The sequence below is a fragment of the Streptomyces sp. NPDC048370 genome, from assembly GCF_043200825.1.
Classification (GTDB): domain Bacteria; phylum Actinomycetota; class Actinomycetes; order Streptomycetales; family Streptomycetaceae; genus Streptomyces.
This window is the reverse complement of sequence record NZ_JBICYI010000003.1, coordinates 187,632-214,465: the sequence shown is the minus strand read 5'-3', so window position 1 is coordinate 214,465 and position 26,834 is coordinate 187,632. Positions and strand designations below refer to the sequence as shown.

The 26,834-nt window shown below is 71.2% G+C and carries 23 protein-coding genes and 1 tRNA gene; 11 read left to right on the top strand and 13 right to left on the bottom strand.

What is annotated here, in order from left to right; all coding sequences use genetic code 11:
• Window positions 1–5: 5 nt before the first annotated feature.
• The 3 genes from cydB to ACGFYP_RS08280 all read left to right on the top strand — a co-directional run bounded on the left by cydB (window position 6) and on the right by ACGFYP_RS08280 (window position 6,390).
• The gene (gene cydB / locus ACGFYP_RS08290; RefSeq protein WP_393487956.1) at window positions 6–1,013 is read left to right on the top strand and encodes a cytochrome d ubiquinol oxidase subunit II; all 1,008 of its coding nucleotides are present in this window, start codon (window positions 6–8) and stop codon (window positions 1,011–1,013) included.
• Between the two features lie 15 nt (window positions 1,014–1,028).
• Complete coding sequence (cydD, locus tag ACGFYP_RS08285; RefSeq protein WP_393487953.1) at window positions 1,029–4,541, top strand: thiol reductant ABC exporter subunit CydD; 3,513 nt, start codon at window positions 1,029–1,031, stop codon at window positions 4,539–4,541.
• A 136-nt stretch (window positions 4,542–4,677) separates the two neighbouring features.
• Window positions 4,678–6,390 carry a GAF domain-containing protein gene (locus tag ACGFYP_RS08280; RefSeq protein WP_393487950.1) on the top strand — a complete coding sequence of 571 codons (1,713 nt, stop codon included), beginning with the start codon at window positions 4,678–4,680 and terminating at the stop codon, window positions 6,388–6,390.
• A gap of 42 nt (window positions 6,391–6,432) precedes the next feature.
• On the opposite strand, the gene ACGFYP_RS08275 is transcribed toward ACGFYP_RS08280, so the two are convergent.
• From ACGFYP_RS08275 to ACGFYP_RS08245, 7 genes are all read right to left on the bottom strand, one after another.
• Window positions 6,433–7,290, bottom strand: a complete 858-nt coding sequence (locus ACGFYP_RS08275) for an HAD family hydrolase (RefSeq protein WP_393487948.1) — start codon at window positions 7,288–7,290, stop codon at window positions 6,433–6,435.
• Window positions 7,291–7,394: 104 nt separating this feature from the next.
• On the bottom strand, window positions 7,395–8,297 hold the full coding sequence (locus tag ACGFYP_RS08270) for an LLM class flavin-dependent oxidoreductase (RefSeq protein WP_393487945.1): 903 nt from the start codon (window positions 8,295–8,297) through the stop codon (window positions 7,395–7,397).
• A gap of 94 nt (window positions 8,298–8,391) precedes the next feature.
• Window positions 8,392–8,844, bottom strand: coding sequence for a hypothetical protein (locus ACGFYP_RS08265; protein WP_393487943.1), 453 nt, complete (start codon window positions 8,842–8,844; stop codon window positions 8,392–8,394).
• 116 nt (window positions 8,845–8,960) lie between these two features.
• Window positions 8,961–9,503, bottom strand: coding sequence for an RNA 2'-phosphotransferase (locus ACGFYP_RS08260; RefSeq protein WP_393489099.1), 543 nt, complete (start codon window positions 9,501–9,503; stop codon window positions 8,961–8,963).
• A gap of 131 nt (window positions 9,504–9,634) precedes the next feature.
• Window positions 9,635–10,618 (bottom strand): MerR family transcriptional regulator, encoded by a 984-nt coding sequence (locus ACGFYP_RS08255; RefSeq protein ID WP_393487941.1) that lies wholly within the window; start codon window positions 10,616–10,618, stop codon window positions 9,635–9,637.
• 110 nt (window positions 10,619–10,728) lie between these two features.
• Window positions 10,729–12,510: an SDR family oxidoreductase gene (locus ACGFYP_RS08250; RefSeq protein ID WP_393487939.1), complete on the bottom strand. Its 1,782-nt coding sequence runs from the start codon at window positions 12,508–12,510 to the stop codon at window positions 10,729–10,731.
• A complete protein-coding gene (locus ACGFYP_RS08245) occupies window positions 12,507–13,355 on the bottom strand; it encodes a M24 family metallopeptidase (RefSeq protein ID WP_361957701.1) in 849 nt (282 codons plus the stop codon). The genes ACGFYP_RS08250 and ACGFYP_RS08245 overlap by 4 nt, the downstream gene beginning before the upstream one ends.
• 248 nt (window positions 13,356–13,603) lie before the next feature.
• Here ACGFYP_RS08245 and ACGFYP_RS08240 point away from each other — a divergent pair, with 248 nt between their 5' ends.
• The 4 genes from ACGFYP_RS08240 to ACGFYP_RS08225 are packed head-to-tail and all read left to right on the top strand — an operon-like array spanning window position 13,604 to window position 17,107.
• Entirely contained in the window at window positions 13,604–14,572 is a 969-nt protein-coding gene (locus ACGFYP_RS08240; protein WP_361958174.1) for an ABC transporter ATP-binding protein, read from the top strand.
• A complete protein-coding gene (locus ACGFYP_RS08235; RefSeq protein ID WP_393487936.1) occupies window positions 14,569–15,465 on the top strand; it encodes an ABC transporter permease in 897 nt (298 codons plus the stop codon). The genes ACGFYP_RS08240 and ACGFYP_RS08235 overlap by 4 nt, the downstream gene beginning before the upstream one ends.
• Window positions 15,462–16,373 (top strand): ABC transporter ATP-binding protein, encoded by a 912-nt coding sequence (locus tag ACGFYP_RS08230; protein WP_361957707.1) that lies wholly within the window; start codon window positions 15,462–15,464, stop codon window positions 16,371–16,373. Before ACGFYP_RS08235 ends, ACGFYP_RS08230 begins: the two co-directional genes overlap by 4 nt.
• A 14-nt stretch (window positions 16,374–16,387) precedes the next feature.
• Window positions 16,388–17,107: an ABC transporter permease gene (locus ACGFYP_RS08225; protein WP_361957710.1), complete on the top strand. Its 720-nt coding sequence runs from the start codon at window positions 16,388–16,390 to the stop codon at window positions 17,105–17,107.
• Window positions 17,108–17,154: 47 nt separating this feature from the next.
• On the opposite strand, the gene ACGFYP_RS08220 is transcribed toward ACGFYP_RS08225, so the two are convergent.
• Entirely contained in the window at window positions 17,155–18,414 is a 1,260-nt protein-coding gene (locus tag ACGFYP_RS08220; protein ID WP_393487932.1) for a CynX/NimT family MFS transporter, read from the bottom strand.
• Between ACGFYP_RS08220 and ACGFYP_RS08215 the strand changes: the two genes are divergently transcribed.
• On the top strand, window positions 18,413–18,550 hold the full coding sequence (locus ACGFYP_RS08215; protein ID WP_393487930.1) for a hypothetical protein: 138 nt from the start codon (window positions 18,413–18,415) through the stop codon (window positions 18,548–18,550). The genes ACGFYP_RS08220 and ACGFYP_RS08215 overlap by 2 nt on opposite strands.
• Window positions 18,551–18,602: 52 nt before the next feature.
• Here the strand turns inward: ACGFYP_RS08215 and ACGFYP_RS08210 are convergent, their stop codons facing one another.
• On the bottom strand, window positions 18,603–19,283 hold the full coding sequence (locus tag ACGFYP_RS08210; RefSeq protein ID WP_393487928.1) for a FadR/GntR family transcriptional regulator: 681 nt from the start codon (window positions 19,281–19,283) through the stop codon (window positions 18,603–18,605).
• Between the two features lie 153 nt (window positions 19,284–19,436).
• Between ACGFYP_RS08210 and lpdA the strand changes: the two genes are divergently transcribed.
• The 3 genes from lpdA to ACGFYP_RS08195 all read left to right on the top strand — a co-directional run bounded on the left by lpdA (window position 19,437) and on the right by ACGFYP_RS08195 (window position 21,828).
• The gene (lpdA, locus tag ACGFYP_RS08205) at window positions 19,437–20,840 is read left to right on the top strand and encodes a dihydrolipoyl dehydrogenase (protein ID WP_393487926.1); all 1,404 of its coding nucleotides are present in this window, start codon (window positions 19,437–19,439) and stop codon (window positions 20,838–20,840) included.
• A 115-nt stretch (window positions 20,841–20,955) separates the two neighbouring features.
• On the top strand, window positions 20,956–21,624 hold the full coding sequence (locus tag ACGFYP_RS08200; RefSeq protein ID WP_393487924.1) for a rhomboid-like protein: 669 nt from the start codon (window positions 20,956–20,958) through the stop codon (window positions 21,622–21,624).
• A 118-nt stretch (window positions 21,625–21,742) separates the two neighbouring features.
• Window positions 21,743–21,828: transfer RNA gene (locus ACGFYP_RS08195), tRNA-Ser, on the top strand.
• Between the two features lie 90 nt (window positions 21,829–21,918).
• On the opposite strand, the gene ACGFYP_RS08190 is transcribed toward ACGFYP_RS08195, so the two are convergent.
• The 4 genes from ACGFYP_RS08190 to efeB form a co-directional block, all read right to left on the bottom strand.
• Window positions 21,919–22,725 (bottom strand): HAD family hydrolase, encoded by an 807-nt coding sequence (locus ACGFYP_RS08190; RefSeq protein WP_393487922.1) that lies wholly within the window; start codon window positions 22,723–22,725, stop codon window positions 21,919–21,921.
• Window positions 22,722–24,011: a serine--tRNA ligase gene (gene serS / locus ACGFYP_RS08185; protein WP_361957725.1), complete on the bottom strand. Its 1,290-nt coding sequence runs from the start codon at window positions 24,009–24,011 to the stop codon at window positions 22,722–22,724. Before serS ends, ACGFYP_RS08190 begins: the two co-directional genes overlap by 4 nt.
• 563 nt (window positions 24,012–24,574) lie before the next feature.
• Window positions 24,575–25,510 carry a prephenate dehydratase gene (gene pheA / locus ACGFYP_RS08180; RefSeq protein ID WP_361957728.1) on the bottom strand — a complete coding sequence of 312 codons (936 nt, stop codon included), beginning with the start codon at window positions 25,508–25,510 and terminating at the stop codon, window positions 24,575–24,577.
• A 27-nt stretch (window positions 25,511–25,537) separates the two neighbouring features.
• Window positions 25,538–26,830: an iron uptake transporter deferrochelatase/peroxidase subunit gene (gene efeB / locus ACGFYP_RS08175; RefSeq protein WP_393487919.1), complete on the bottom strand. Its 1,293-nt coding sequence runs from the start codon at window positions 26,828–26,830 to the stop codon at window positions 25,538–25,540.
• Window positions 26,831–26,834: the final 4 nt, after the last annotated feature.

The window sequence follows — 26,834 nt, the reverse complement described above, 5'->3', positions numbered from 1 at the left end:
GAGGCATGGAACTCCACAACGTCTGGTTCGTACTCATCGCCGTCCTCTGGATCGGCTACTTCTTCCTGGAGGGATTCGACTTCGGGGTCGGCGTTCTCACCAAGCTGCTCGCCCGCGGACGCACCGAGAAGCGGGTCCTGATCAACACCATCGGACCCGTCTGGGACGGCAACGAGGTGTGGCTGCTGACCGCCGGCGGCGCGACCTTCGCCGCCTTCCCCGAGTGGTACGCGACCCTCTTCTCGGGCTTCTACCTGCCGCTGCTGATCATCCTGGTCTGCCTGATCATCCGCGGTGTCGCCTTCGAGTACCGGGCGAAGCGGCCGGACGAGAACTGGCAGCGGAACTGGGAGGAGGCCATCTTCTGGACCTCCCTGCTCCCCGCCGTGCTGTGGGGCGTCGCCTTCGGCAACATCGTGCGCGGGGTGAAGATCGACGCGGAGATGGAGTATGTCGGCACCTTCGGGGACCTGCTCAACCCGTACGCGATCCTCGGCGGCCTGGTCACCCTCGCCCTCTTCACCTTCCACGGCACGGTCTTCGCCGCGCTCAAGACGGTGGGGGACATCCGGGTCCGGGCGCGGGCGCTCGCGCTGAAGCTGGGTCTCGTCACGGCCGTCCTCGCCCTGGGTTTCCTGATCTGGACCCAGGTGGACAAGGGCGACGGCTGGAGCCTGGGCGCCATGCTCGTCGCGGTGGTGGCGCTGGTCGGCGCCATCGGGGCGATCAAGGTGGGGCGCGAGGGCTGGTCGTTCGCGCTCTCGGGCATCACGATCGCCGCAGCGGTGGCGATGCTCTTCTTCACCCTCTTCCCGAACGTCATGCCGTCTTCGCTCAACCCTGAGTGGAGTCTTACGGTGACGAACGCGTCGTCGAGCCCGTACACCCTGAAGATCATGACCTGGTGCGCCGCGATCGCCACTCCGCTGGTGCTGCTCTACCAGGGCTGGACGTACTGGGTGTTCCGCAAGCGGATCGGCACGCAGCACATCGCGCCTGACGCCGCTCACTAGTGGGGGATGTTTCACGTGAAACCGATCGATCCGCGTCTGCTCCGGTACGCCAGGGCCACCCGCTTCTTCCTCGGAGCGGTCGTGGCGCTCGGCCTGGCCGGGGCGGCGCTGGTCGTCGCCCAGGCGATGCTCATCGCCGAGGTCGTGGTGGGCGCCTTCCAGAAGGGCCTGTCGGTTTCCGACCTGACCACGCCCCTGCTGCTGCTCGCCGGAGTGGCGGCGGGGCGGGGGCTGGTCTCCTGGCTGACCGAACTGGCCGCCCATCGGGCCAGCGCGGCGGTCAAGTCCGAGCTCCGGGGCCGGTTGCTGGCCCGGGCGGCCGCGCTGGGGCCGGGATGGCTCAGCGGGCAGAAGGCCGGCTCGCTCGCCGCTCTCGCGACGCGCGGAGTCGACGCGCTCGACGACTACTTCTCGCGCTATCTCCCCCAGTTGGGGCTCGCGGTGGTGGTTCCGGTGGCGGTCCTGGCCAGGATCGTCACCGAGGACTGGATCTCGGCGGCGATCATCGTCGTGACTCTGCCGCTCATCCCCCTCTTCATGATCCTCATCGGCTGGTACACGCAGGCCCGGATGGACCGGCAGTGGAAGCTGCTGTCGCGGCTCTCGGGCCACTTCCTCGACGTGGTGGCCGGGCTTCCGACGCTCAAGGTGTTCGGCCGCGCCAAGGCGCAGGCGGAGTCGATCCGCGCCATCACGTCGGAGTACCGGCAGGCGACGATGAAGACGCTGCGCATCGCCTTCCTCTCCTCCTTCGCCCTGGAACTCCTCGCGACGCTCTCGGTGGCGCTGGTCGCGGTCACGATCGGTATGCGGCTCGTCCATGGAGAGCTCGATCTGTACACCGGTCTGGTCATCCTGGTCCTGGCGCCCGAGGCCTATCTGCCGATCCGGCAGGTGGGGGCGCAGTATCACGCGGCGGCGGAGGGACTGGCCGCGGCCGAGGAGATCTTCGAGGTACTGGAGGCCTCGGCGAACGAGCACGGCACGGGCGCGGTGCCGGCCTCGACCCGTATCGAGCTGGAGAACGTGACCGTGCGTCACGCGGGGCGCTCCGAAGCCTCTCTGGACGCGGCCTCGCTGGTCGTGGAGCCCGGGGAGACGGTCGCCCTGGTCGGACCGAGTGGCGTCGGCAAGTCGACGCTGCTCGATGTGGTGCTGGGGTTCGCCGCGCCCGAGCCGGGCGGATCGGTGCGCGTCGGGGGCGCGGAGCTCGCCTCCCTGGACGTGGAGGAGTGGCGGTCGCGGATCGCGTGGGTGCCGCAACGGCCCTATCTGTTCGCGGGCACCATCGCAGAGAACATCCGGCTTGCCCGTCCGGACGCCTCCGACGAGGCGGTACGGGAGGCCCTGCGGGACGCCGGAGCGGACGGGTTCGTCGGGTCCCTTCCGGGGGGTGTGGACACGCTGATCGGCGAGGACGGCGTGGGTCTCTCGGCGGGCCAGCGCCAACGCCTCGCTCTGGCCCGCGCGTTCCTGGCCGATCGGCCGCTGCTGCTCCTGGACGAGCCCACGGCGGCGCTGGACGGGGAGACGGAGGCGGCCGTGGTCGACGCGGTCCGCCGCCTCACGGTGGGCCGTACGGTCCTGCTGGTCGTCCACCGCCCGGCCCTGCTCGCGGTCGCGGACCGTGTGGTCGAGCTCGGGCGGGCGAGCGCGCCGAACGCGCGGCGACAGCCGGAGACAGCTGGGCCGGAGGCCTGGTCGTCCGTGGTGCCGGAGCGGACCGAAGGGGAAGCGCCTGCCGGGCCCCAGACGCTTGGCGGCCCCGAGCCGCGCGCCGCGCGGTCGGTCTTCGGGCGCGTACGTGCCATGGCCGGGGGGCTGCGTGGGCGGATGGGGCTCGCGCTGCTGCTCGCCAGTCTGGCGCTGGGTTCCGCCGTGGGGCTCATGGCGGTGTCCGGCTGGCTCATCTCCCGGGCCTCCGAACAGCCCCCGGTGCTCTACCTGATGATGGCCGTCACCGCGACGCGGGCGTTCGGCATCGGCCGGGCCGTGTTCCGGTACGCCGAGCGGATCGTGTCCCACGACGCCGTACTGCGGATGCTCGCGGAGCTGCGGGTCGCCGTCTACGGGCGCCTGGAACGCATCGCCCCCGCCGGACTGCGCCGCAGCCGGCGCGGTGACCTGCTTTCCCGGCTCGTCCGGGACGTCGACGCGCTCCAGGACTACTGGCTGCGCTGGCTGCTGCCCGCGGGCGCGGCCCTCGTCGTCGGCGTGGGCTCCGTCGGGTTCACCGCCTGGCTGCTGCCCGAGGCCGGCGCCGTCCTCGCCGTGGGCCTCCTGGTCGCGGGGGTGGCCGTGCCGCTGTTGAGCGGGGCGATCGCCCGACGGGCCGAGTGTCAGCTCGCCCCCGCCCGCGGAGCCCTCACCGTCACGGTCGTCGACCTGCTGCGCGGCTGCGCCGAACTGACGGTTGCCGGAGCGCTGAAGGACCGTATCGGCCGGGCCCGCGCGGCCGACCGTACGCTCACCTCCATCTCCTCCCGGCAGGCCGCCGCGACCGCGATCGGGGCCGGGCTCTCCGCGCTCGCCTGCGGTCTGACGGTCGCCGCGGCCGCCGTCGTCGGCGTCCAGGCGGTCCGCGACGGCCGCCTCGACGGTGTCGCGCTCGCCGTCGTCGTCCTGACTCCGCTCGCCGCCTTCGAGGCCGTCACCGGACTCCCGCTCGCCGTGCAGTACCGCCAGCGGGTCAAGCGCAGCGCCGAGCGGGTGTACGAGATCCTGGACGCCCCCGTCCCCGTGCACGAGCCCGAGCGGCCCGCCGCACCGCCGGTGAGCCCGTTCCCGCTGGAGGTCACCGGCCTCTCCGCGCGCCACGCGGGCCAGCGGGGCGAGGCGCTCGGCGACTTCGCGCTGACCCTGGAGGCCGGGCGGCGCGTCGCCGTCGTCGGCGCGTCCGGTTCGGGCAAGACCACCCTCGCCCAGGTGCTGCTCCGGTTCCTGGACGCCGACTCCGGTTCGTACCGGATCGGCGGAGTGGAGGCGACCGCGCTCGAAGGGGACGAGGTCCGCCGCCTCGTCGGGCTCTGCGCCCAGGACGCCCACATCTTCGACAGCTCCATCCGCGAGAACCTCCGCCTCGCCCGTACCGGCGCGAGCGACGACGAGCTGCGGGCGGCACTGGGCCGGGCGCGGCTCCTGGACTGGGTGGACGGCCTGCCGGACGGCCTCGACACCTTGGTCGGCGAACACGGCTCGCGGCTCTCCGGCGGACAGCGGCAGCGCCTCGCGCTGGCTCGCGCGCTCCTCGCCGACTTCCCCGTCCTCGTCCTGGACGAGCCCGCCGAGCACCTCGACCTGGCCACGGCGGACGCGCTCACCGACGACCTGCTGCGCGCCACCGAGGGCCGGACGACGGTCCTGATCACCCACCGGCTGCACGGCCTCGACGCCGTCGACGAGGTGGTGGTCCTGGACGAGGGCCGGACGGTGCAGCGCGGACCGTACGCGGAGTTGGCGCGGGCCGAAGGACCGCTGCGGCGGATGCTGGAGCAGGAACGGGCGACGGACCTGCTGCTGGCTCCTTGAGGGCCGAGGTCGGGCACGCGGCCGGTCACGGAGCCGGTCCGGGGCCGGCTGCGGGACCGACTCCCGAGCAGGCGTCGAGTCCGGCATCGGAGTGCCCGACTTTTCTCGCCAAATAGGACTTACTAGGCTCAGGTTCATGACCGCCGCCGTGCCCGATCTCCCGGACCCCCTGGAAGCCGCCACCGAGGCCACCCGCAGCCTCCAGGGCCTGTCCACGGAGCTCACCGCACGGGTGCCACAGCTCCTGGAGGCCATGCGCTCGGTCGGTACCGGGCTCGAGCTGCACTCCACGCTCGACCGCATCTGCGAGACGGCGGCCGAACTCGCCGGCTCCCACTACGCGGCGATCGGAGTCGTCGACGAGGAGGGCAAGGGCCTCTCCGACTTCGTCACGTACGGCGTCGACGAGGAGGTCGCCCGACGGATCGGGCGGCGCCCCGACGGACACGCGGGGCTGCTCGGCGCGCTGATCCGCGACCCCCAGACGATCCGGCTCGCCGAGCTGTCCGACGACCCCCGCTCCGCCGGGTTCCCGCCGGGGCACCCTCCGATGCGGACCTTCCTCGGGGTCCCGATCCGGGTCCAGGGCGAGATCTTCGGAAACCTCTACCTCGCGGAGAAGATCGACGGCGGCGAGTTCAACGACTACGACGTCCACATGGTCCGGGTCCTCGCGACCGAGGCGGGCATCGCCATCGGCAACGCCCGGCTCTACGAGGCGGCCAGGCAGCGCGAGCGCTGGATCGACGGCTCCGTGGCCGTCACCACCGCCCTGCTCTCCGGCGGCGACGCGGACGACGCCCTGACGGTGGTCGCCGAACAGGCACGCAGGCTGGCCGACGCAGCCGCCGGGATCGTCCTCCTGCCCGCCGAGGAGGGTGGTCTGGAGATCGTCGCCGTCTCCTCGGACCGGCCGTCCAAGTCGCTGGGCATGGTGATCCCGCCGGAGAGCGCCGTGGTGGACCGTCTTCTGGACGGCGACGCGGTGTTCGTGGACGACGCCTCCAGCGACCCGCGCATGATCAGCCGCCTCGCCGCCCAGTACGGCCCCAGCATGCTGCTGCCCCTGCACAGCGGCGGGAAGGTGCTCGGCGCGCTCGCCACGCCACGCGCGCGTGGCGGCCGGCCGTTCACGGAGGCCGAGCGGACGCTCGCGACCCAGTTCGCCTCGCAGGCGGCGCTCGCCCTGATGATGGCCGACGCCCAACGCGACCGGGAGCGGCTGGCGGTCTACGAGGACCGTGACCGGATCGCCCGTGACCTGCACGACCTGGTCATCCAGCGGCTCTTCGCCACCGGGATGATGCTGGAGAGCGCCCAGCGGAAGTCGATCGTGCCCGCGGTGCGCGAGGGCGTCGGCAAGGCGGTCGACGAACTCGACGTGACCATCCAGGAGATCCGTACCGCGATCTTCGCCCTCCAGCAGGGACCCGCCGAGGCCCCGTCAGGGCTGCGCACCCGCGTGCTGCGGGAGATCAACATGGCCGCCGTGCCGCTCGGCTTCAAGCCCGCGCACCGCTTCCTCGGGGCGATCGACTCGACGGTCGGCGAACTCACCGGCAAGAACCTCATCGCGGCCCTGCGCGAGGCCCTGTCCAACGCCTTCCGGCACGCGCAGGCCACCAGGATCGAGGTCGTCGTCGACGCAGGTGCCGAACTCCCGGACGGCACCGCCGGCGTCCGGCTCTCGGTCGCGGACGACGGCGTCGGCATCCCGGAGGGCGGGCGGCGCAGCGGACTGCGCAACCTGGCGCGGCGGGCGGAGTCCCTGGGCGGGTCGAGCTGGAGCGGCCCGGGCATCGGCGAGGACGGCGGCGGTACGACGGTGGTGTGGCAGGCGCCCCTGTAAGGGCCCTCCGGAGGGCCCTACGGGACGTCCGTGGCGGAGCGGTCAGTCGTCGATCGTGCCCGCGAGGATCCGCTCGATGACGACGGCCACGCCGTCCTCGTTGTTGGCGACCGTATGGCCGGAGGCGGCGGCGATCACGTCCGGGTGGGCGTTGGCCATCGCGTACGAACGGCCCGCCCAGCTGAGCATCTCGATGTCGTTGGGCATGTCCCCGAAGGCGACGACCTCCTCGGCGGAGATGCCGCGCTCGGCGCAGCAGAGGGCCAGGGTGGAGGCCTTGGAGACGCCGAGGCCGCTGATCTCCAGGAGGGCGGTCGGGCTGGACCGGGTGAACGAGGCCAGGCTGCCCGCTGCCGCCCTGGCCGTGGCGAGGAAGGCGTCGGGGTCCAGGTCCGGGTGCTGGGCGAGCAGCTTGATGACCGGCGGTGCGGCGCCCGGCTCCTCCTCGAAGAGGAGCTTCTCGGCGGAGGCGACGGTGGCGCCCGGGTCGAGGAAGAACGGCGGGTACAGCGGCTCGTAGTGGATGCCGGTGGTCTGCTCGACCGCGAAGGAGACGCCCGGGGTGGCGGCGCGCAGCGCCGACACGACGTCGAGGGCCACCTCCCGCGCCAGCGGGCGTACCTTCACGAACGTGCCCCCGGAGTGCAGGTCGACGACGGCCGCGCCGTTGGCGCAGATCGCGAGGCCGTGGCCGTGGACGTGGGCGCTGACGACGTCCATCCAGCGGGCCGGGCGCCCGGTGACGAAGAAGACCTCGATGCCGGCCCGCTCGGCGGCGGCGAGCGCGGCGACCGTGCGTTCCGACACGGACTTGTCGTCGCGCAAGAGGGTGCCGTCGAGGTCGGTGGCGATCAGTCGGGGGGCCGGGGCGGCGGGGCGCGCGGAGTGGGGTGAGGTCACCGGACCATTGTTCCGCACTCCGTGCACGGGCGTGCGAAGGGGCGCACATCTGAGAGGGCCGCGGCCGGCCCTCTCAGCTCCGCGTCACATGATCGGTTCCGCCGTCAGGCGAGCTGGGCGGCGGCCTCGGTGGCGATCTGCTCGAAGACGCGCTGGTCGGCGGCGAAGTCCGAGTCGGGGATCGGCCAGTGGATCACGATCTCGGTGAAGCCGAGCTCCTGGTGCCGTCCGGCGAAGTCGACGAAGGCGTCCAGGGACTCGAGCGGCCGGCCACGGTCGGGCGTGAAGCCGGTGAGCAGGATCTTGTCGAGCTCGGCCACGTTCCGGCCGGTCTCCGCGCACGCCTTGCCGAGCTTCTCGATCTGGCCGCGGATGGCCGCCACGGACTGCTCGGGCGTGCCCTCCGCGTACAGCTTCGGGTCACCGGTCGTCACCCAGGCCTGGCCGTACCGGGCGGCGAGCTTCAGACCGCGCGGCCCGGTCGCGGCGACGGCGAAGGGCAGGCGCGGGCGCTGGACGCAGCCGGGGATGTCACGGGCCTCGACGGCGGAGTAGTACGTGCCCCGCTCGGTGACGGCGTCCTCGGTGAGCAGCCGGTCGAGCAGCGGCAGGAACTCGCCGAAGTGGTCGGCCCGCTCCTTCGGCGTCCACGCCTCCTGGCCGAGCACGGTCGCGTCGAAGCCGTCGCCGCCGGCCCCGATGCCGAGCGTGACCCGCCCGTCCGAGATGTCGTCGAGGGAGATGAGCTCCTTGGCGAGCGTCACCGGGTGGCGGAAGTTGGGCGAGGTGACCAAGGTGCCGAGGCGGAGCCGCTCGGTGGCCGTCGCGGCGGCGGTGAGCGTGGGCATCGCGCCGAACCAGGGTCCGTCGCGGAAGGTCCGCCAGGACAGGTGGTCGTAGGTGTAGCCGGCGTGGAAGCCGAGCTCCTCGGCACGCTGCCAGCGCTCGCGGCCGCCGTCGTGCCAGCGGTGGACGGGAAGGATCACGGTGCTCAGGCGCAAGGTCATGCCCACGAGCCTACGGCGGTGCGCAGGCCCGGTGCAGGCCCGGACCAGGGCGGCGGAGGGCGGCGGAGGCCCTGCCGGCCGGGGCCGGCGGCCGTCAGCGGACCTTTCGGCTCAGCCAGGGGGTGAGGGTGTCGTCCAGGACGAGTTCTTTGTACGTCTCGTCGCCGGGCAGGGGCACGATCAGCCACCAGCCGGGCGGGAAGAACCTGCCCTTCACGTACGCGAGCCCGCCGTGGACGGAGCGTACGAAGGCGGGCACGGAGTCACGGGGGACGTCGTGGAACTCCACGCCGTCGACCACGATCTTCGCGTCGTCCTCGGGGAAGAGCTGGACGGTGACCGAGGGGGAGCCGCCGAGCTCGACGAAGGCCTCGTGCGGGAGCGAGCCGTCGGCGTCGAGGACGGTGAAGGCGCCGGAGGAGGTCCGGCGGGAGGTCTGGTCGGCACCGATGTCGTCGGTGACGGCCATCTCCAGGTTGAACTCGCGGGCGATCTCGCGGAGCGCGGTGACGGCCGATTCGGTGGTGGGCAGCTGTGGATGGGCCATGGGAACGATCATGCCCGAGGGTGGGCGGTTCCGGGTGGGTCGGCCTGGGAACGGGTCCGGCCGGGTGGGGTCAGCCCCGGGTGGGTCAGTCCGGGAACGGGCCGGCCCCGGATGGGTCAGCCCGGGAAACGGAGGAACTCCGGGGGGACGGCGTCGGTCAGCCAGACACCGTTGGCGCTGACGTGGAAGACATGGCCGGCCCGGTGCATCGCGCCGGCGTCCACGCTCAGGACCACCGGGCGGCCCCGTCGGGCGCCGACCCGGGTCGCGGTCTCCCGGTCGGGGGAGAGATGGACGTGGTGGCGGGCCATGGGGCGCAGGCCTTCGGCCCGGATGGCGTCCAGCCGGGCGGCGACCGTACCGTGGTAGAGGTACGCGGGCGGCTGTGCGGGCGGCAGGTCGAGGTCGACCTCGACGGTGTGGCCCTGGCTGGCGCGGATCCGGGTGCCGTCGATCGCGAAGCGCTTCTTGTCGTTGGAGGCGACGACATGGTCCAGCTCGGCGTGGGTGATCGGGAAGCCGTGCTCGGTGGCCGCTCGGAGCAGGGCGTCGATCTCGGTCCAGCCGTTCGGGTCGAGGGCCAGGCCGATCCGCTCGGGTTGGTGCCGCAGGTGTTTCGAGAGGTACTTGGACACCTTCACGGTGCGTCTCTCGTCCATGGGTCCGTTCATGGCGACAGCATGACGGAGCGCGGATCCGGCGACCAATGATTTCGGTTCGGATGTTTGATCCACAGCCAACTTGAGTTATCCACAGGGGAATTGGCGATTCTGTGGACAACGGCCATGCGTTATCGAGGCACTTGACCTATTTCGCTGATTTCAGAGTGATTTGATGCGAGTGCATCCAATGTGCGTGTCTGTACCTCCCGTTCGGTGGCGGCTGCGACGAACGCCGCCACGTTCTCCGCGCCAACCAGCTGCTGTACGGCCCGAATCGTCCCGGCCGGGAGCGCCACCGGACGCGCCTCGTCGTCCCGGGGTTCCCGGAGAGGCGGAGGCTCCGGCGACAGATGGTGCTGAAGGTGACGGGTGGCGAACAGACGCATCGCGCGCGCGAGTTCCGCGTCCACGGTCTGCTGGGCGAGCGGCCGCAGCCGGCGCACCATCGCCGCCGCCTCGGAGGCATCGGCGTCCGTGGGCGGCCGGTGCTCCAGATAGCGCGCGAAGACGTGCTCGGTCGTGAACTCCAGGAAACGCGAGGCGATGTGCTCGACCTGGACGCGAAGTTCCCTCAGGTGGCCGGAGATAGCGGTCAGCGGGACCCCCGCCTCGTACAACTCCGCCGCCACGGCCAGCTCTTGCGGGCTGGGCACCAGGAACTCGTCGTCCCGGTCCGGGATCCGCTCCAGGACGCCGAGCTCGATCGCCTCCCTGATCGCGTCCTCGTCGGGCTTGCCGCCGAACGTGGCGTCCAGATCCGCGCGGGAGATCCGGTCGGCCTCCTCGTCCGTCCACGGCCCGTCGACCTCGGCGACCAGACCCAGGACGCCGCCGAGGCCGCGCCCCGCGTCCCAGGCCTCCAGGAGCTCCTTGATCGAGGCCAGGGTGTAGCCCCGGTCGAGCAGGTCGGCGATCTGCCGGAGCCGGGCCAGATGCGTGTCCCCGTACACATTGGACCTGCCCCGGCGCTCGGGGCGGGGGAGCAGACCGCGGTCCTGGTAGGCGCGGATCGTCCGGACCGTGGCGCCGCTGTGGTGGGCCAGGTCCTCGATCCGGTACTCCACGGGGGAGGCCTGCGCCGAAGGCGCCCCCTGTGCCGTCTGCTCCGACAAACCCACTCCACCCACTCCCACCGCTAGCTCCTGCTGCCCGATCGCGGTCCCGCGCGGGGCCCGTCCGTCCGCCAGGGATCGTACGGCCCCCTACACCGCCCGTACGACCCTCACGCGGGCGGCTCCAGCCGGGCTATCGCGCGCAGGGCCCTGGGCGCGAGCCGGGACAGGGCGTGGGCGCCGCGCGCCTCCGGGGTGACGGGGACGACGGCCTCGTTGCGCACCACGGCGCGCAGGATCGCGTCCGCGACCTTCTCCGGCGGGTAGTTGCGCAGCCCGTACAGCCGGGAAGCCTTCTTCTGGCGGCGGCTCTGCTCCTCCTCGCCGGCTCCGGCGAACCTGGCCGTCGCCGTGATGTTCGTGTTCACGATCCCGGGGCAGATCGCCGAGACACCGATGCCCTGGCCCGCCAGCTCGGCGCGCAGGCACTCGCTCAGCATCAGCACGGCCGCCTTGGACGTGCTGTACGCCGGCAGGGCGCGGGAGGGCTGGAAGGCCGCCGCGGAAGCGGTGTTGACGATGTGGCCGCCCTGGCCGCGCTCGGCCATCTGCCCACCGAAGATCCGGCAGCCGTGGATGACACCCCAGAGATTGACGTCGAGGACCTTCTTCCAGTCCTCGCTGGTCGTCGCGAAGAACGAGCCCGAGAGGCCGATGCCCGCGTTGTTGACCAGGACGTCGACGACTCCGTACTCGCTCGCGACCTTCGCCGCGAGCTTCTCCACGGCCTGCTCGTCACTGACGTCGACGATCTCTCCCCAGGCCTCCGGGGCGCCGATCAGCCGGGCCATCTCGGCCGTGCGCGCCGCACCCTCGCCGTCCCGGTCGACCGCGACGATCCTCGCGCCGGCCTCGGCGAAGGCGAAGGCGGTGGCCCGGCCGATGCCGCTGGCCGCTCCCGTGACCAGGACCAGCTGGCCGCCGAACCGCTCGGCGTACACGGGGTCGGCCGTGCTCTTCGCGGCCGTGACCGGGGCCTTCGTCGCCGGGTCCTCGTTCACCCGGACGAACTCGGTGATCCAGGCGGCCAGTTGGTCGGGCCGCGTGCGCGGGACCCAGTGCTTGGCCGGGAGGGAGCGTCGGGTCAGCTCGGGGACCCAGGAGGCGAGATCGTCGTAGAGCCGCTCGGACAGGAACGCGTCACCGGTGGGAGTGATCAGCTGCACGGGCGCGTGCGCGAACGCGTCGGCGCGCGGCCGGCTCAGCCGCGAGCGGACGTTGTCCCGGTACAGCCAGGCTCCGTGCGCCGCGTCGTTCGGCAGCGAGGGCGTCGGATAGTCGCCGGCCGGGATCTTCTCGACCCGCTCCAGGAGCTTCGGCCACCGCTTGCCGAGCGGGCCGCGCCAGGCCAGCTCGGGCAGGACGGGGGTGTGCAGCATGTACACGTACCAGGACTTGGCGCCCTGGCCGAGAAGCTGGCCGACCCTGCGCGGGGTGGGCCTGGTCATGCGCTGCTTGATCCAGTGCCCGAAGTGGTCCAGAGAGGGGCCGGACATCGAGGTGAAGGAGGCGATGCGGCCCTCCGTGCGGGGGACGGTCACGAACTCCCAGGCCTGCACCGAACCCCAGTCGTGCCCGACCAGGTGCACCGGCCGGTCAGGGCTCACCGCGTCGGCCACGGCCAGGAAGTCGTCCGTCAGCTTCTCCAGCGTGAATCCGCCCCGAAGCGGTGTCGGCGCCGTGGACCGGCCGTGGCCCCGGACGTCGTACAGCACGACGTGGAACTGCTCGGCGAGCCGGTGCGCGACCTCCGACCAGACCTCCTTGGAGTCCGGGTACCCGTGCACGAGAAGGACGGTCGGCCGCTCGGCGTCGCCCAGCTCGGCGACACACAGCTCGATCCCGCCCGTACGGACCCAGCGCTCCCGCGCCCCCGTCAGCCCCGTGCTCATGCCGCCCCCTCTTCGTTCCAGCGCCGCACGTGCGGCAGGTCGTCGTCCAGCCAGAAGGCGCTCTGCTCCGGGTCCTTCGAGTCGGTGACCACGAGGATCTCCTCGAACTTCGCGCCCGTACCCCGGAATCCGAGGTGCGGTTCGACCGCCCACAGCCCCGGCTGGGGCGGGTGGTCGGAGAACGTGTACGGCGACCAGAGCGGCGACCAGCCGTCGCGGTGGCCGTGGATCGCGTCGCTCGCCAGGCCCTTGAGCGACTGCGTGCCGAAGCCGAAGAGCGTGGGCGACCAGCGGCGCTCCTTGACCCGGTCGATCTTGTGGGCGATCACGCCGAAGGGATACGCGCGGTGCCGGTTGGCGTACCCCTGGCGGACCATGAGCCGGTCCACGTCCTCGTAGATCTCGCGCAGCGAGCGGCGCTCGCGGACCTCGGTCAGGATCAGCTCGCGGTGGGCCCGCAGATCGGCGAGCAGCTTGTCGTGGACCGGGTTGAGGCCCAGGCAGCCGGAGTAGCCGATGTCCGAGGTGTAGCCCTTGTACACGGGCGCCATGTCGAGGATGAACGGCATCCCCGCTTCGAGGCGCCGGTTCGTGGGGAAGAACTGCAGCGGGATCTTGAAGTCGACGAAGGCCGTGCGGTCGCCGAACCAGGCGAAGGGCCGGTGGAACCAGTCCCGCACACCCCGCTCGTACAGCCAGTCACGCTGCATCTTCGCGGCCTCGCGCTCGGTCACCCCCGGTCGCAGCTGCGCCGCGACGGCTTCCGCGCACGCGTACGACAGGCGCTGCACTTCTCTGAACCCGCGCAGTTCCGCGGTGAGTTCGCTTGCCACTGCTGAGGTCATGCCACCCGTCCGTCCCGTGAACATCCGTGTGCGCTACGTGCCCGTAACGTGACACTGATGAATGTGACAATGCCTGGCGGCTGCGTCAAGGGGTGTGCACGAGACCCTGTGGAAAACCCGGCCGGCGCCGTCGCCGAACGACTTTGGTCTCGACTCCCCTACGGGCTTGTACTCCTGGAGTCGGATACGGATCGAGCCGTTGGTCTGACGACTGCTGTGGCGCACGCCACTACCTTCGAAGCGTGACTGTGATCGCTACCGAAAGCCTCAGCAAGCGGTTCCCCCGGGTGACCGCTCTCGACCGGCTCTCCCTGGACATCGGGCCCGGTGTGACCGGACTTGTGGGTGCCAACGGAGCCGGCAAGTCCACGATGATCAAGATCCTGCTCGGCCTGTCCCCCGCCACGGAGGGACGCGCCGAGGTCCTGGGTCTCGACGTCGCCACGTCCGGCGCCCAGATCCGCGAGCGCGTCGGCTACATGCCCGAGCACGACTGCCTCCCGCCGGACGTCTCGGCCACCGAGTTCGTCGTCCACATGGCGCGGATGTCCGGCCTGCCCGCCGACGCCGCCCGCGAGCGGACCGCCGACACCCTGCGCCACGTCGGCCTGTACGAGGAGCGGTACCGCCCCATCGGCGGGTACTCGACGGGCATGAAGCAGCGGGTGAAGCTCGCCCAGGCGCTGGTCCACGACCCGCAGCTGGTCCTCCTCGACGAGCCGACCAACGGCCTCGACCCGGTGGGCCGCGACGAGATGCTCGGCCTGATCCGCAGGGTCTGGACCGACTTCGGCATCTCCGTGCTCGTCACCTCCCACCTCCTCGGAGAGCTGGAGCGGACCTGCGACCACGTCGTCGTCATCGACGGCGGGACCCTGCTGCGCTCCAGCTCCACCAGTGACTTCACGCAGATGACCACGACCCTCGCGGTCGAGGTCACCGACTCCGACACCCACCCCGACGGCACGGAGGCGCTCCGCACGGCCCTCACCGCGGCGGGTGTGACGCTCCACGCGAGCGAGGAGGAGGGTCTGCCCGGCGCCGGCCACATCCTCCTCGTCGAGGCGGCGGGCGAGGAGACGTACGACCTGGTCCGCGACACCGTCGCCGACCTCGGCCTCGGCCTCGTCCGGATGGAACAGCGTCGCCACCACATCGCCGAGGTCTTCCGGCCCGACGCGCAGCCGCAGCAGCAGGAGGAGGTGTCGGCGCGATGAGCACCCCGGCCCCCGAGACCACGCAGATCCACAACATCGGGTACCGCAACTACGACGGCCCCCGCCTCGGCCGCGCCTCCGCGCGCCGGGCGCTCTTCTCGCAGTCCCTGCGCGGCTCCTACGGCCTCGGCCGCAGCGCCAAGTCCAAGGTGCTGCCGATGATCCTCTTCACCGTGATGTGCGTCCCGGCACTGATCATCGTCGCCGTGGCGGTCACCATGAAGGCCAAGGACCTGCCGGTCGACTACACCCGGTACGCGATCATCATGCAGGCCGTCATCGGGCTCTTCCTGGCCTCCCAGGCGCCCCAGTCGGTCTCCCGCGACCTGCGCTTCAAGACGGTCCCGCTGTACTTCTCGCGGCCGATCGAGCGCATCGACTACGTCCTCGCCAAGTACAGCGCGATGGCCTCGGCGCTGTTCATCCTCACGGCGATCCCGCTGCTGATCCTCTGGATCGGCTCGCTGCTCGCCAAGATGAACTTCGCCGACCAGACGCAGGAGTTCGGCCAGGGGCTCGTCTCCGTCGCCCTCCTCTCGGTGCTCTTCGGCGGCATCGGGCTGGTCATGGCCGCGCTCACCCCGCGCCGCGGCTTCGGCGTCGCCGCCGTCATCGCCACCCTGGTGATCTCCTACGGCGCGGTCTCGACCCTCCAGGGCATCGCCTACAGCTCGGACAACGCCGACGTCATCCAGTGGCTCGGCCTGTTCTCCCCGATCACGCTGATCGACGGCGTGCAGACCGCGTTCCTCGGCGCCGGCACCTCCTTCCCCGGAGGGGAAGGTGTCGGACCCGGCGCCGGCGCCGGAGTCGTCTATCTGCTGGTCGTCCTCGCGCTCATCGTCGGCTCGTACGGAGTCCTGATGCGCCGCTACCGAAAGGTCGGGCTGTGACAACCCTGAACATCGACCACGCCTCTCGGTGGTTCGGCAACGTCGTCGCCGTCAACGACGTCACGATGACGATCGGCCCCGGCGTCACCGGCCTCCTCGGCCCCAACGGCGCCGGAAAGTCCACCCTCATCAACATGATGGGCGGCTTCCTCGCCCCTTCCACGGGCACCGTCACCCTCGACGGCCGGCCGATCTGGAAGAACGAGTCCGTGTACACGCAGATCGGCGTCGTTCCGGAGCGGGAAGCGATGTACGACTTCCTCACCGGCCGCGAGTTCGTCCTCGCCAACGCCGAGTTGCACGGCCTGGGCGCCAAGGAGGCCCAGCACGCGCTCGCCACGGTCGAGATGGAGTACGCGCAGGACCGGAAGATCGCCACGTACAGCAAGGGCATGCGGCAGCGCGTGAAGATGGCCTCGGCCCTCGTCCACGAGCCGTCCGTGCTGCTGCTCGACGAGCCGTTCAACGGCATGGACCCGCGCCAGCGCATGCAGTTGATGGACCTCCTGCGCCGGATGGGCGCCGCGGGGCGCACGGTGCTTTTCTCCTCGCACATCCTGGAGGAGGTCGAGCAGCTGGCCTCGCACATCGAGGTGATCGTCGCCGGCCGGCACGCCGCCTCGGGCGACTTCCGCAAGATCCGCCGGCTGATGACGGACCGGCCGCACCGCTATCTCGTCCGCTCCAGCGACGACCGGGCGCTCGCGGCCGCCCTCATCGCCGACCCGTCCACGGCCGGCATCGAGGTCGACCTCGCCGAAGGCGCCCTGCGCGTCCAGGCGGTGGACTTCGGGCGGTTCACGGAACTGCTGCCCCGGGTCGCCCGGGCGCAGGGGATCCGGCTGCTCACGGTCTCGCCCTCGGACGAGTCCCTCGAATCGGTCTTCTCGTACCTCGTAGCGGCCTGAAAGGAGCCTGACCGATGTATAACCCCACAGTCGCCCGGCTCACCTACCGGGCCCTCCTCGGCCGCCGACGGGCGCTGATCCTCTTCGCGCTGCCCGCCCTCCTGCTGCTGATCGCCACCGCCGTACGCCTGTTCAACGGCGCCGACGACCAGATCGCGGCCGACGTCCTCGGCGGTTTCGCGCTCGCCACGATGGTGCCGCTGATCGGCGTCATCGCCGGAACGGGCGCGATCGGACCGGAGATCGACGACGGTTCGATCGTCTATCTGCTGTCCAAGCCGGTGAAGCGGCCGTCGATCATCTTCACCAAGCTGATCGTGGCGATCGCCGTGACCATGGCCTTCTCGGCCGTGCCCACGTTCATCGCCGGCATGATCCTCAACGGCAACGGCCAGCAGGTGGCGGTCGCGTACACGGTCGCGGCGCTGGTCGCCTCCATCGCGTACAGCGCCCTCTTCCTCCTGCTGGGCACCGTCAGCCGGCACGCGGTGGTCATCGGGCTCGTGTACGCGCTGGTCTGGGAGACGCTGTTCGGCTCCCTGATCGACGGTGCGAAGACGCTCAGCGTGCAGCAGTGGGCGCTCGCGGTCGCGCAAAAGGTCAGCGGCGAGGGGCTGGTCACCTCGGACGTCGGTCTTCCGGTGGCGGTGTCGCTGCTGGTCGGCGTGACGGTCGTGGCGACCTGGTACGCGGGCCAGAAGCTGCGGACGCTGAAGCTGGCGGGCGAGGAGTAGGACGACGGTCCCGGCGCCCCGCGAAGGGGCCCCTCGCGGCCACGGCCTCAGACCTTGCGGTCCCTGGCCGCGAGGAGCCCCACCCCCAGGGCCGCCGCGCACACGCACAGCACCAGGACGATCGGCACGGTCCACGAGCCGGTCGCCTGGTGGACCGCGCCGGCGGCCAGTGGCCCCGCGGCCGCCAGCAGATAGCCGACGGTCTGGGCCATCCCCGAGAGCCGGGACGCCGTCACCGCGTCGCCCGCCCGGAGCACGATCAGGGTGAGGGCAAGGCCGACCGCCCCGCCCTGTCCGACGCCGAGGAGCGCGGCCCAGAGCCAGGCCCCCTGCACGGGCGCGGTCAGCAGCCCCGCGTAGCCCGCCGCGACCAGCGTCGTGACGAGGACGACCAGCGGACGCTGGCTCCGCATCCGGCCGGCGAGCAGCGGCACCGCGAACGCGCCGGCCACCTGCGTCAGGTTGTTGAAGGCGAAGATCACGCCCGCCGTCGAGCGGCTCATGCCGTGGTCCGTGAAGATCGTCGGCATCCAGGCGATCAGGACGTACGTCCACAGGGACTGCATGCCCATGAAGAGGGTCACCTGCCAGGCGAGCGCCGACCGCCAGACGCTCCGCGTCGCGGGCACCGACGGCACGGCGGCGGCGCGCACCTCGTGTCCCGTACGGCCCACCTGTCCCGTACGGCCCACCTGTCCCGTACGGCCCACCTGTCCCGTACGGGACACGTGTTCCGTACGTCCGACTCCGTTACGGCCCCGGCCCGTACGGCCCCTGGCGCGCAGCACCTGCGGCAGCCAGGCCGTCGCCGCGAGCGCCGCCAGCAGCGACCAGAAGGCGAGCGACGCCTCCCAACTCCCGCCGAACGCCTCCTCCAGCGGCACCGATGCCGCCGCGACGAGCGTGGCGCCCGCGATCATCGCGCCCGTGTAGAGCGAGGTCATCGACGCGGCCCGGTCGGGGAAGTCCCGCTTGATCAGGCCCGGCATCAAGACGTTGAGCAGGGCGATCGCCGTACCGACCAGGACACCGCCGCCGTACAGCGCGTACACCGACGGCAGGACCCGTACGAGGATGCCGGCGCCGAGCAGGACAAGGGCTGCCAGCAGCACCGCTTCGGGGCCGAAGCGCCGCCCCAGCCACGGCGCGACGATCGCGCCCGCGCCGAGGAAGAGCACGGGCACGGACGTCACCAGCGAACTGGCCGTCGACGACAGGCCGAAGTCCGCCGCGATCTCGCCCACCAGGGGCGCCACGCTCGCGAGGGCCGCCCGCATGTTGAGCGAGGCCAGCACGATCGCGGCCATGAGCAGCAGCGGATGCGCGAACCACGCCCGGCGCCCCGCCGTCCTGTGGCCGGCGGGTACTGCCTCCGCCCGCGCGTCGAGAGCCTGGGCACTGCCGGTCGCCGGCGCGCCGGTCGCCACCGAGCCCGAGGCCTGAGCGCCCAACCCCGGCCCGCCGGTCTCCACCCCGCCGGTCTCCACCCCCGCTCTCACCGCGTCTCCCCCGTCAGCGTCGCCACCGTCTCCATCGGCACCCGCAGCAGCTCCCGCGCCCCCGCCTCCGCGGCCTCCGCGTCGCCCGACTCGATCGCCGCGACCAACGCCTCGTGCGCGTCGATGTCGACCGGCGGCATCTCCCGGTCGCCGAGCGCCTCCACGAGCACCTCGTGGACCTGGGTGGAGAAGAAGCGGTACACCTCGGTGAAGGCCGCGTTGTGCGTGGCGGAGACGACCGCCAGGTGGAAGGCGAGGTCCGCGTCCGCGTCGCGGTCGCCTTCCTCGCGCAGGGTCGTGAGCGCGGCCCGTAGCCGCAGCAGGTCGTGGGTGTCGCGCCGTACCGCCGCGAGGCGCGCCGCCTCCGCCTCAAGGGCCACCCGCAGCTCCAGGACGTCCCGCGCGCCCGCGTGCCGCATGCCGCGCAGTACGGCCGCGGGGTCGGCGGTCGACCGGACGAAGGTGCCGTTGCCCTGCCGCGACTCCAGAAGTCCGGCATGGACCAGGACCCGGATCGCCTCGCGGACGGTGTTGCGGCCGACGCCCAGCTGCTCGGCGAGCTCGTGCTCGGTCGGGATGCGGTCGCCGACCGACCACTCGCCCGCCGCGAGCTGCTCCCGCAGCTGCTCGACGACCGAGTCCACCAGCGAGGTCCGTCCCGCCGCCTTCAGCGCCATGAGCACTCCGTCCCACCATCATTCGCCCGGTTGCCCAGTCATCCTACAACTGGCTCTCGGGCGTCGACCAGCTACCCGGGCTCGCCGAGGAACGCGGGACTACTGTGGGCCCGTACGGGACACGAACACCCTCACCACCCTCGGGAGTCAGTCATGTCAGACCGCTTCGACGTCGTCGTACTCGGAGCTGGCCCCGGCGGCTACGTCGCCGCCATCCGCGCCGCCCAGCTGGGCAAGCGGGTCGCGGTCGTCGAAGAGAAGTACTGGGGCGGTGTCTGCCTGAACGTCGGCTGCATCCCCACCAAGGCGCTGCTGCGCAACGCCGAGCTCGCCCACATCTTCAACCACGAGGCGAAGACCTTCGGCATCAAGGTCGACGGCTCGGTCTCCTTCGACTACGGCGAGGCGTTCCGTCGCAGCCGCACCGTCGCGGACGGCCGGGTCAAGGGCGTCCACTTCCTGATGAAGAAGAACAACATCACGGAGTTCGACGGCAGGGGCACCTTCCTCGACGCGAACACCCTGCAGGTGAACAAGGCCGACGGCACCTCGCAGACGATCCAGTTCGACAACTGCATCATCGCCACCGGTGCCACTCCGCGCCTGCTGCCGGGCACCGCCCGCAGCGAGCGCGTGGTGACGTTCGAGGAGCAGATCCTCGCCGAGGACGTGCCCCAGTCGATCATCATCGCGGGCGCCGGCGCGATCGGCATCGAGTTCGCGTACGTGCTCCACAACTACGGCGTGAAGGTCACCATCGTCGAGTTCCTCGACCGGATCGCGCCGCTGGAGGACGCGGACGTCTCCAAGGAGCTGGCCAAGCAGTACCGCAAGCTCGGCATCGACGTCCTGACCTCGACCCGCGTGGAGACGATCGACGAGTCCGGCCCCCAGGTCCGCGTCACCGTCACCGGCAAGGACGGCGCGCAGAAGGTCCTGGAGGCCGACAAGGTCCTGCAGGCCATCGGCTTCGCCCCGAACGTCTCCGGCTACGGCCTGGAGAGCACCGGCGTGGCGCTCACCGAGCGCGGCGCCATCGAGGTCGACGGCCGCTGCCGCACCAACGTGCCGCACATCTACGCCATCGGTGACGTGACCGCGAAGCTGATGCTCGCGCACACCGCCGAGTCCATGGGTGTCGTCGCCGCCGAGACCATCGGGGACGCCGAGACGATGGAACTCGACTACCCGATGATCCCGCGCGCCACCTACTGCCAGCCGCAGATCGCCAGCTTCGGCTGGACCGAGGCGCAGGCGCGGGAGAAGGGGTACGACGTCAAGGTCGCCAAGTTCCCCTTCACCGCGAACGGCAAGGCGCACGGCCTCGGCGACTCGACCGGCTTCGTCAAGATCATCGCCGACGCGCAGTACGGCGAGATCGTCGGCGCCCACCTGATCGGCCCCGACGTCACCGAGCTGCTGCCCGAGCTGACGCTGGCGCAGCAGTGGGACCTGACGGTCAACGAGGTCGCGCGGAACGTCCACGCCCACCCGACCCTGGGCGAGGCCGTCAAGGAAGCGATCCACGGTCTCGCGGGACACATGATCAACTTCTGAGGTGGTTTCTGCCGGCTCGGGGTGATAGGCACGGAATGTGCCGAGTGAACCCCTCCCCGCTGCCGTACCTGGTGGCGAGCCGGGTGGCGAACCGTCCCGACCGGTCAGGTCGTGGGTGCGTTCGTCACCCGGTACGCATCTGTGGCTGCTCGTCATCGCGATCACCAGCCTGGTCATCGCGCTGTCCTCCGACGGCCTGGAGCACTACCTCCTCCATCGCAACAGCAGCAACCTCCACCAGCTCTCGCACCACCCGGTCCGGGCGCTGCTCGGCAGCGCGTTCTGGATCGAGAACCCGGCGGACTTCGCCCTGTACGCGGTGCTGTTCGAGGCCTTCCACGCGCCGGTCGAGCGCTGGCTCGGCACACTGCGTTGGTTCGTCGTGGTCGCCACGGCGCACATCGCGGCGACGCTCATCAGCCAGAAGGTCGTCCTGGAGGCGATCCAGGACCACGACGTGCCGCGCAGCATGGCGCACGTCGTCGACATCGGCGTCAGCTACGGACTCGCGGCCTCCATCGGGATCCTGACGTACCGGATCCCGCGGCCGTGGCGATGGCTCTATCTGGCGGGGGCGGTGGCCTTCTTCGCCGTACCGCTCTGCACGAGTCATACGTACACGGATCTGGGGCACGCGATCTCGCTCGCCATCGGCCTTGCGTTCTGGCCGCTGACGCGGGGCGTCGGCCCGCGCGGTAAATCATTGGCCTACGAAGCTCCGTCGCCCGCACACTGGTTGAGCGGGAGACGCCCGCCACAAGGCCGGGGAGGAGCGCGACGATGACCGACACCAGTTCGAGCCGGAGTTCGAGTCCGTCGAGCTCCCTGCAGGGCGGCGCCCCCTAGCGCCGCCGGGGCGGCCGCTTCGAGCGCGCGGGTTCTCCGCGCGAGGCCGCCCACCCGGAGGATTGGCCGAGTGGTAAGGCAGCGGCTTGCTAAGCCGTCGTCGGGGTCACCCCCCGCGCGCGTTCGATCCGCGCATCCTCCGCCGTACAGCGACTTCCCGTACAGCGACTTCCCGTACAGCAACTCCCCGTACAGGAACTCCCCGTACAGGAACTCCCCGTACAGAGATTCCCTACGCCGCCAGCAGGCGCTCCAGCACCACCGCGATGCCGTCGTCCTCGTTCGAGGTCGTCACCTCGTCCGCGACCGCCTTCAGGTCGTCGTGCGCGTTCGCCATCGCCACGCCCCGCGCCGCCCACCCGAACATCGGGATGTCGTTGGGCATGTCGCCGAAGGCGATCGTGTCGGCCGCCTTCACACCGAGACGGCGCGCGGCGAGCGACAGGCCGGTGGCCTTGCTCAGGCCGAGCGGGAGGATCTCCACGATCCCCGGGCCTGCCATGACCACGTCGACCAGGCTGCCTGCCGTCAGCCGGGCGGCCCCCGCCAGCTCGTCGTCGGACAGGGTGGGGTGCTGGATGTAGACCTTGTTCAACGGGGCGGCCCACAGCTCCGCAGGGTCCTCGAACGGGACGTACGGCAGCGGCCCCTCCTGCACCCGGTACCCGGGGCTGATCAGCACCTCGCCGTCCAGGCCGTCGCGGCTCGCGGCCAGGGCCAGCGGGCCCACCTCGGCCTCGATCTTCGACAGCGCGAGGCCGGCCAGCTGCCGGTCCAGGGTCACCGAGGTCAGCAGCCGGTGCTCGCCCGCGTGGTAGACCTGCGCGCCCTGACCGCACACCGCGAGCCCCTCGTAGCCGAGGTCGTCGAGGATGTGCCGGGTCCAGGGGACGGACCGGCCGGTGACCACGATGTGCGCGGCCCCCGCCGCCACCACGGCGGCGAGGGCGTCACGCGTACGGTCCGAGACCGACTCGTCGGCGCGCAGCAGCGTGCCGTCGAGGTCCGTCGCGACGAGCTTGTACGGGAAGGGGCTCACTTGGAGATCGGCTCCAGGACCTCGCGGCCGCCCAGGTACGGCCGGAGGATCTCCGGCACGCGCACCGATCCGTCCGCGAGCTGGTGGTTCTCCAGGATCGCCACGATGGTGCGCGGTACGGCGCACAGGGTGCCGTTCAGCGTCGCCAGCGGCTGGACGACCTTCTTGCCGTTCCGCTCGTCGCGCATCCGGACGGACAGGCGGCGGGCCTGGAAGCCGTCGCAGTTCGACGCGGAGGTCAGCTCGCGGTACTTGCCCTGCGTGGGGATCCACGCCTCGCAGTCGAACTTGCGCGAGGCGGAGGAGCCGAGGTCGCCGGTGGCCACGTCGATGACCTGGAAGGGCAGTTCAAGGCTGGTCAGCCACTGCTTCTCCCAGTCCAGGAGCCGCTTGTGCTCGTTCTCGGCGTCCTCGGGAGCGACGTACGAGAACATCTCGACCTTGTCGAACTGGTGGACCCGGAAGATGCCCCGGGTGTCCTTGCCGTACGTACCGGCCTCGCGGCGGAAGCACGGCGAGAAGCCGGCGTAGCGCAGCGGCAGCTTGTCGGCGTCGATGATCTCGTCCATGTGGTACGCGGCGAGGGGGACCTCGGACGTGCCGACGAGGTAGAAGTCGTCCTTCTCCAGGTGGTACACGTTCTCCGCGGCCTGGCCGAGGAAGCCGGTGCCCTCCATGGCGCGCGGGCGGACCAGCGCCGGCGTCAGCATGGGGATGAAGCCGGCCTCGGTCGCCTGCGCGATCGCCGCGTTGACGAGGGCCAGTTCCAGCAGGGCGCCGACGCCCGTGAGGTAGTAGAAGCGCGAGCCGGAGACCTTGGCGCCCCGCTCGACGTCGATGGCGCCCAGCGCCTCGCCCAGCTCCAGGTGGTCCTTGGGCTCGAAGCCCTCGGCCGCGAAGTCGCGGATGGTGCCGTGCGTCTCCAGGACGACGAAGTCCTCCTCGCCGCCGACCGGCACGTCCGCGTGGACGATGTTGCCGAGCTGGAGCAGGAGGGCGCGCGCGGTCTCGTCGGCCTCGTTCTGCTCGGCCTCGGCGGCCTTGACGTCGGTCTTGAGCTGCTCGGCCTTCTGCAGGAGCTCGGCGCGCTCCTCGGGGGAGGCCTTGGGGATCAGCTTGCCGAGCGCCTTCTGCTCGGAACGGAGCTCGTCGAAGCGGACGCCGGACGACCTGCGCCGCTCATCGGCGGAGAGCAGGGCGTCGACGAGCTCGACGTCCTCTCCACGGGCGCGCTGGGAGGCGCGAACACGGTCGGGGTCCTCACGGAGCAGGCGAAGGTCAATCACCCCACCAGGCTACCGGTGCGGGCTCGCGCCACCCCACCCGATATAGCCGTGCGTGTCGCTTTGCCCGAATTGCCGGTATTCGGAAATGCTCTCCCTATTCGTCAATAAACGGTGCAGGGTCCCCCGAAAAGGGGCGGATCGGTGTGCGGTCCTTGACCGAACCGCCCTGTGGATCAAGGGACTTCTTCGGGCTTCTCCACAGCAGGAGCGAGGGCCGTGGAGTTTTCCACAGGCTGTGCGGAACTTCTGTGGATCGTGAACGAATTCCTGGGCGTAATCATGATCAAACCTGCCGCGCGCACTCGTCCGAGTGGGAATTCCTCGCTCTAAAGAGTTGATCAATGGAACGGGGGTGACGGGGGCTGATCTGCGCACTGTGGGTGAACGGAAGCCGAGTGGGGCGATTTGTCGACCTTGGCGGACCGCCGTATCGACTTGTCCCCAGGACGGGAAGGGAGCCTGTGGATAACTCTGTGTGGGAGTCGAAAATATGCAGGTAGGACAAGTGGTTCGGGCCTGTGGACGACCGCCCCCGACGGAGGGGGCGGTGGGGCACGATCGGGTCAGGCCCGACCGTCCTGGGCCCTCGCCAACCAATCGGAGGCCGCCATGAACTCCGCGTCCGACGTCCCGCGCCGCAGCGCGCCGACATCCTTCACCGCGACACCCGCCCGCGGGTACGACCCGAGGAACCGCACCTTCGGGCAGATCCGCTTGAGCCCCATCAGCGCCTCGCCCACGCGCCGGTCCGAGATATGGCCCTCGGCGTCCACGGCGAAGCAGTAGTTCCCGATGCCGGCCCCCGTCGGACGGGACTGGATCAGCATCAGGTTCACCCCGCGCACCGCGAATTCCTGGAGCAGCTCAAGGAGGGCACCCGGATGGTCATCACCCAGCCACAGCACCACCGACGTCTTGTCCGCCCCGGTCGGCGCCGCGGGCCGGGCAGGCCGGCCCACCAGGACGAACCGGGTCTCGGCGTTCTCCGCGTCGTGGATCTCGGTGACCAGGGCCTCCAGGCCGTAGGTCGCCGCCGCGAACTCGCCGGCGAAGGCCGCGTCGAACCGGCCCTCCTGCACCAGCCGAGCACCGTCCGCGTTCGAGGCCGCCGACTCCCACAGGGCGTCCGGCAGGTGGGCCCGCATCCAGTTCCGTACCTGCGGCTGCGCCACCGGGTGACCGGTGACCGTCTTGATCTCGGCGAGCGTGGTGCCCGGCCGCACGAGCAGGGCGAAGGCGATCGGCAGGAGCACCTCGCGGTAGATCATCAGCGGTTCGCCCGAGGCCAGCTCGTCCAGGGTCGCCGTGACCCCGCCCTCCACCGAGTTCTCGATCGGTACGAGCGCGGCAGCCGCCTCCCCGTTGCGTACCGCGTCCAGGGCCGCCGGGACGGAGACCATGGGGACGAGTTCCCGGGTCGCGGCCTCGGGCAGCGTACGCAGCGCGGCCTCCGTGAACGTGCCTTCGGGGCCGAGATACGTATACCGGGTGGCTGACATACGGTCACCCTAATAGGCGCGGCGCTCTCAGGACTCCAGAAGCCGCTGACCCACGTACTCACCCTCCGCCGCCCCGCCTGGTACCGCGAACAGGCCACTCGCCTCGTGCCGGATGAAGGGGGAGAGCGCGTCACCCCGGTCCAGCTTGCGCTGCACGGGGACGAAGCCCCTGAGCGGATCGGCCTGCCAGCAGATGAAGAGCAGCCCGGCGTCGGGTGTGCCGTCCGGACCGATGCCGTCGTGGAAGGAGAAGGGGCGGCGCAGCATGGCGGCTCCGCCGTTCTGTTCGGGGGCGGAGATCCGGGAGTGGGCGTTGTCCGGGATGACGAGCTTGCCGTCGGAGCCGGTCTTGTTCAGATCGAGCTCGGTCGTCTCCGTCCCGCCCGTCAGCGGCGCCCCGTCGGATTTCCGCCGCCCGATGATCTTCTCCTGCTCGTTCAGCGGGAGCCCTTCCCAGTCGTCGAGCAGCATGCGGATCCGGCGGACGACGGCGTACGAGCCCCCGGCCATCCACTCCTGTGCCCCCGAGGCGCCCTGGGGGACGAAGATCCGCCGGTCGAAGTCGGGCTCGGACGGCTTCGGGTTGCCCGTGCCGTCGACCTGGCCCATGAGGTTGCGGGCCGTCATCGGCTTGGCGGTGGCGCCGGCCGAGCGGTTGAAGCCGTTCATCTGCCAGCGGACCTTGGCCGCCGCGCCGGCGTCCTTCTGCAGGGCGCGCAGGGCGTGGAAGGCGACGAGGGCGTCGTCGGCGCCGATCTGCACCCAGAGATCGCCCTCGGACCGCTGCGGGTCGAGCGCGTCGGCGGAGAAGGGGGGCAGTGCGTCTAGCTGCGAGGGGCGGCGGGCCGTGAGTCCCGTACGCCCGAAGAAGGAGTGGCCGAAACCGAAGGTGACCGTCAGAGAGGAGGGGCCGGCGTCGAGGGCGATGCCGGTGTCGTCGGTCGAGGGCTCGCCCGCCATCAGGGCCTTGGCCGTCGTCGACCAGCGGCGCAGCAGGGCGGCGGCTTCCTTGCGGCCCGCGCCCGGCGCGAGGTCGAAGGCGATCAGATGGCCGCGCGACTGAAGCGGAGTGGTGATCCCCGCCTGATGTTTCCCGTGAAACATCGCCTCCGTCGCGCCGACCGTCGTCAGCGCGGTCGCACCGCCCGCACCACCCGCGCCGGTGGTCGAGGAGCCGGAGTCGGTGGTGGCCGCGTACACCCCGGCGCCGCCGGCGGCACCGAGCGCGAGGCCGGCGGCGCCCGCAGCGCCGACGGTGCCGAGGAGGCGCCGCCGGGAGATCTCGAGGGAGGCGTCGTTGCTGTTGTCGTCGTTGCTCACGAAG

Bases quoted from the DNA above. Each gene is read 5' to 3' on its own strand.
- ACGFYP_RS08210 (WP_393487928.1), bottom strand. From the start codon at position 19,283: ATGGCGCTGAAGGCGGCGGGACGGACCTCGCTGGTGGACTCGGTCGTC.
- ACGFYP_RS08235 (WP_393487936.1), top strand. From the start codon at position 14,569: ATGAGCACCCCGGCCCCCGAGACCACGCAGATCCACAACATCGGGTAC.
- ACGFYP_RS08280 (WP_393487950.1), top strand. From the start codon at position 4,678: ATGACCGCCGCCGTGCCCGATCTCCCGGACCCCCTGGAAGCCGCCACC.
- ACGFYP_RS08265 (WP_393487943.1), bottom strand. From the start codon at position 8,844: ATGGCCCATCCACAGCTGCCCACCACCGAATCGGCCGTCACCGCGCTC.
- ACGFYP_RS08270 (WP_393487945.1), bottom strand. From the start codon at position 8,297: ATGACCTTGCGCCTGAGCACCGTGATCCTTCCCGTCCACCGCTGGCAC.
- lpdA (WP_393487926.1), top strand. From the start codon at position 19,437: ATGTCAGACCGCTTCGACGTCGTCGTACTCGGAGCTGGCCCCGGCGGC.
- ACGFYP_RS08260 (WP_393489099.1), bottom strand. From the start codon at position 9,503: ATGGACGAGAGACGCACCGTGAAGGTGTCCAAGTACCTCTCGAAACAC.
- cydB (WP_393487956.1), top strand. From the start codon at position 6: ATGGAACTCCACAACGTCTGGTTCGTACTCATCGCCGTCCTCTGGATC.
- ACGFYP_RS08245 (WP_361957701.1), bottom strand. From the start codon at position 13,355: ATGACCTCAGCAGTGGCAAGCGAACTCACCGCGGAACTGCGCGGGTTC.
- pheA (WP_361957728.1), bottom strand. From the start codon at position 25,510: ATGTCAGCCACCCGGTATACGTATCTCGGCCCCGAAGGCACGTTCACG.
- ACGFYP_RS08215 (WP_393487930.1), top strand. From the start codon at position 18,413: ATGAGCAGCAGCGGATGCGCGAACCACGCCCGGCGCCCCGCCGTCCTG.
- ACGFYP_RS08250 (WP_393487939.1), bottom strand. From the start codon at position 12,510: ATGAGCACGGGGCTGACGGGGGCGCGGGAGCGCTGGGTCCGTACGGGC.
- ACGFYP_RS08220 (WP_393487932.1), bottom strand. From the start codon at position 18,414: ATGGCCGCGATCGTGCTGGCCTCGCTCAACATGCGGGCGGCCCTCGCG.
- ACGFYP_RS08225 (WP_361957710.1), top strand. From the start codon at position 16,388: ATGTATAACCCCACAGTCGCCCGGCTCACCTACCGGGCCCTCCTCGGC.